Annotated in this window: 4 protein-coding genes; 1 reads left to right on the top strand and 3 read right to left on the bottom strand. The window is 59.9% G+C overall.

Annotated elements, in window-relative coordinates; translation table 11 throughout:
- Window positions 1-74: 74 nt before the first annotated feature.
- Window positions 75-542: a TlpA disulfide reductase family protein gene (locus AUC61_RS07620; protein ID WP_243245363.1), complete on the top strand. Its 468-nt coding sequence runs from the start codon at window positions 75-77 to the stop codon at window positions 540-542.
- A gap of 88 nt (window positions 543-630) precedes the next feature.
- Here the strand turns inward: AUC61_RS07620 and AUC61_RS07615 are convergent, their stop codons facing one another.
- From AUC61_RS07615 to AUC61_RS07605, 3 genes are read right to left on the bottom strand one after another with little or no spacing between them, the layout of a single operon-like run.
- Window positions 631-1,035, bottom strand: coding sequence for an META domain-containing protein (locus AUC61_RS07615; RefSeq protein ID WP_243245362.1), 405 nt, complete (start codon window positions 1,033-1,035; stop codon window positions 631-633).
- A complete protein-coding gene (locus AUC61_RS07610) occupies window positions 1,032-1,469 on the bottom strand; it encodes a hypothetical protein (RefSeq protein ID WP_122665887.1) in 438 nt (145 codons plus the stop codon). Before AUC61_RS07610 ends, AUC61_RS07615 begins: the two co-directional genes overlap by 4 nt.
- Before the next feature lie 55 nt (window positions 1,470-1,524).
- Window positions 1,525-2,514, bottom strand: a complete 990-nt coding sequence (locus AUC61_RS07605) for a 2-hydroxyacid dehydrogenase (RefSeq protein ID WP_243245361.1) — start codon at window positions 2,512-2,514, stop codon at window positions 1,525-1,527.
- Window positions 2,515-2,551 lie beyond the last annotated feature (37 nt).

The raw sequence follows: 2,551 nt of genomic DNA, 5'->3' as shown, positions 1-2,551 counted from the left end.
AACCTCGGTGAGCTCCTACAGGATTTGGGTCAACTCTGAAAATTGCATCTTGTTTGATAGGAGTGAGGAACAACATGGCGAGGCGATTGGCAGCAGTAGCGGCATTGGTCGGCAGTATGTTGCTGGCGGGGTGTGGCGTGGATCTGGGGACTGACCAGAACGGCCAGAAAGTTGCCAGCGAGCGTATCGACAAGCATTGGCTGGTGATCAATTACTGGGCTGAATGGTGCGGCCCGTGCCGGGTTGAAATCCCGGAACTCAATCACCTGTCGGAAGAACTCAAGGACCAGAAGGTGACGGTGCTTGGCGTCAACTTCGACAACTTGCAGGGCGAAGAACTGAAAACCGCCAGCAATGCACTGGGCATCAAGTTCACGGTATTGGCTCAGGACCCGGCTGCGCAGTATGACCTGCCGCCGAGTGAGGCATTACCGGTGACCTACATCATCGACGACAAGGGCAAAATGCGCGAGCAGTTGCTGGGCGAACAGACCGCCGCGGGTGTAGCGGCCAAGCTGAAGGCGCTGCGCGGGGAGGGGTGAAACCCAATAGGCAGGAGAAAACCTCTATCGGCTGCACCATCGCCTCGCGAACAAGTTCGCTCCTACCGGAAATGGTGCAACCCAGGGATCAACCCTCTTCCCAGAACCTCAGCGGCTTGCCTTCTGCTGGCCACAGGCGCAGTTGGTCGATGGGGGAAATGTCCCAGCGCTGGACTTTGCCAACCGCTTGCAGGAAGCGCTGTTCTTGCTCCATCAACGCCGGGGCGCACATTTTGCGGGTGCTGCCAACGGCGCCAAACGTAATGGTTTCGTCCTGCAGGGTGTACGAGGCGAACCAGTGGTTGCAACCCGCATTGCCGTAAGCACGGCCATCGGCACCCAGAGTCATGGTCAAGTGGCTGCTGTCGATCAGCGGACGTTCGCCGATCCATTCCAGCACGTAGCTTTGATCATGCTTGATCGGCAGCGGTTGGGACGCACACCCGGTCAGCAAGGCAGCACCGGCCAGTGCTGACAGCACAAACGGTTTCATGCAGCTTTCTCCTGGCACTTCTTGCACACGTGCTTCTCGCCTTCGGATTTCCAGCCCAGTTCGGCGATGCGTGCCGAGGCGGCAGGTTTCTGTGCGGCAACGCCAGCTTTGGCGTCGACCATGAACTCGAAGTCCAGCACTGCGCCACAGCTGTCGCAGTTGACCTTCCATTGATGGATAGCCAGTTCGTCGAACACCGGGCCCTTGGCCACGGCAATCCATTGACCCGGCGGGTTGATCAGGTGCCGTACCTTCTCGACCTGCAGGCGCATGTGCAGGGTTTTACTGCCCTTGATGGTGACTAGCAGCTCGTCACGGTCGTGGATCGAGCCGCCGTTGCCGGTCACTTGATAGCGGCCGGGCGCCAGGGTGCGGCACTCGGTCAGGGTGTGTTGCGGGTTGAGCATGCTGTAACGGAAATCGTGTTCGGCCATGAGGTCCTCCAAATTGCGCGCATCCTATCACGCACATGCGCCATTTCTCCCCTCGCTAACTCGCCACCAGATTTTGCGCTGAACCACTGGCCCAGGCGTCAATGTTGTCCAGCGTGGTCTGCGCAATGGCGCCGAGCGCTTCGTGGGTCAGAAAAGCCTGATGAGCGGTCACGATAACATTGGGAAATGTCAGCAAACGGGCGAGCACGTCGTCTTGCAGCGGGTGGTCGGAGCGGTCTTCGAAAAACAGCAAGGCTTCCTCTTCGTAAACATCCAGCCCCAGATAACCCAGCTGTCCGCTTTTCAATGCTTCGCTCAAGGCCGGGGTGTCGACCAATGCGCCGCGCCCGGTATTGATCAGCATGGCGCCGGGTTGCATGGTCGCCAGGGAACGGGCATTGATCAGGTGTCGGGTTTGCGGGGTGAGCGGGCAATGCAGGCTGATGATTTGCGCCTGTTGCAGCAGTTCGTCGAGGCTCAGGTAACGTGCGCCAAGCGCCTCGACCTGTGTGTTGGGGAAGGGGTCATATGCCAGTAGTTGGCAACCGAAGCCGGACATGATCCTGGCAAAGGTTGCGCCGATCTGCCCGGTGCCGACGATGCCGACGGTTTTGCCCACCAGATCGAAGCCGGTCAGGCCGTGCAGGCTGAAGTCGCCATCGCGGGTGCGGTTGTAGGCGCGATGCAGGCGGCGGTTAAGGGCCAGGATCAACGCGACGGCATGTTCAGCGACGGCATGTGGTGAGTAGGCGGGCACCCGCACGACGCTGATCCCTAATTGCTGTGCGGTTGGCAGGTCAACATGGTTGTACCCGGCCGAGCGCAAGGCGATCAAGCGTGTGCCGCCAGCAGCCAGACGCTCCAGCACCGGGGCACTGAGGTCGTCATTGATGAAGGCGCAGACCACCTCGTGGCCGTCCGCCAGAGCGACCGTTTCCAGAGTCAGGCGTGCGGGTTGGAAGTGCAGCTGCAGGTTGGCGGGCAGACGAGCGGCAAGGAAACTGTCGCGGTCGTAAGTCTGGCTGCTGAAGATCAAAATGCGCATCTACGGTTCCTTGTAGTTGGGGGAGATACGGGATCCT

Source organism: Pseudomonas maioricensis (assembly GCF_022790535.1).
GTDB lineage: Bacteria > Pseudomonadota > Gammaproteobacteria > Pseudomonadales > Pseudomonadaceae > Aquipseudomonas > Aquipseudomonas maioricensis.
This window is presented reverse-complemented; position numbering and strand designations above follow the sequence as displayed.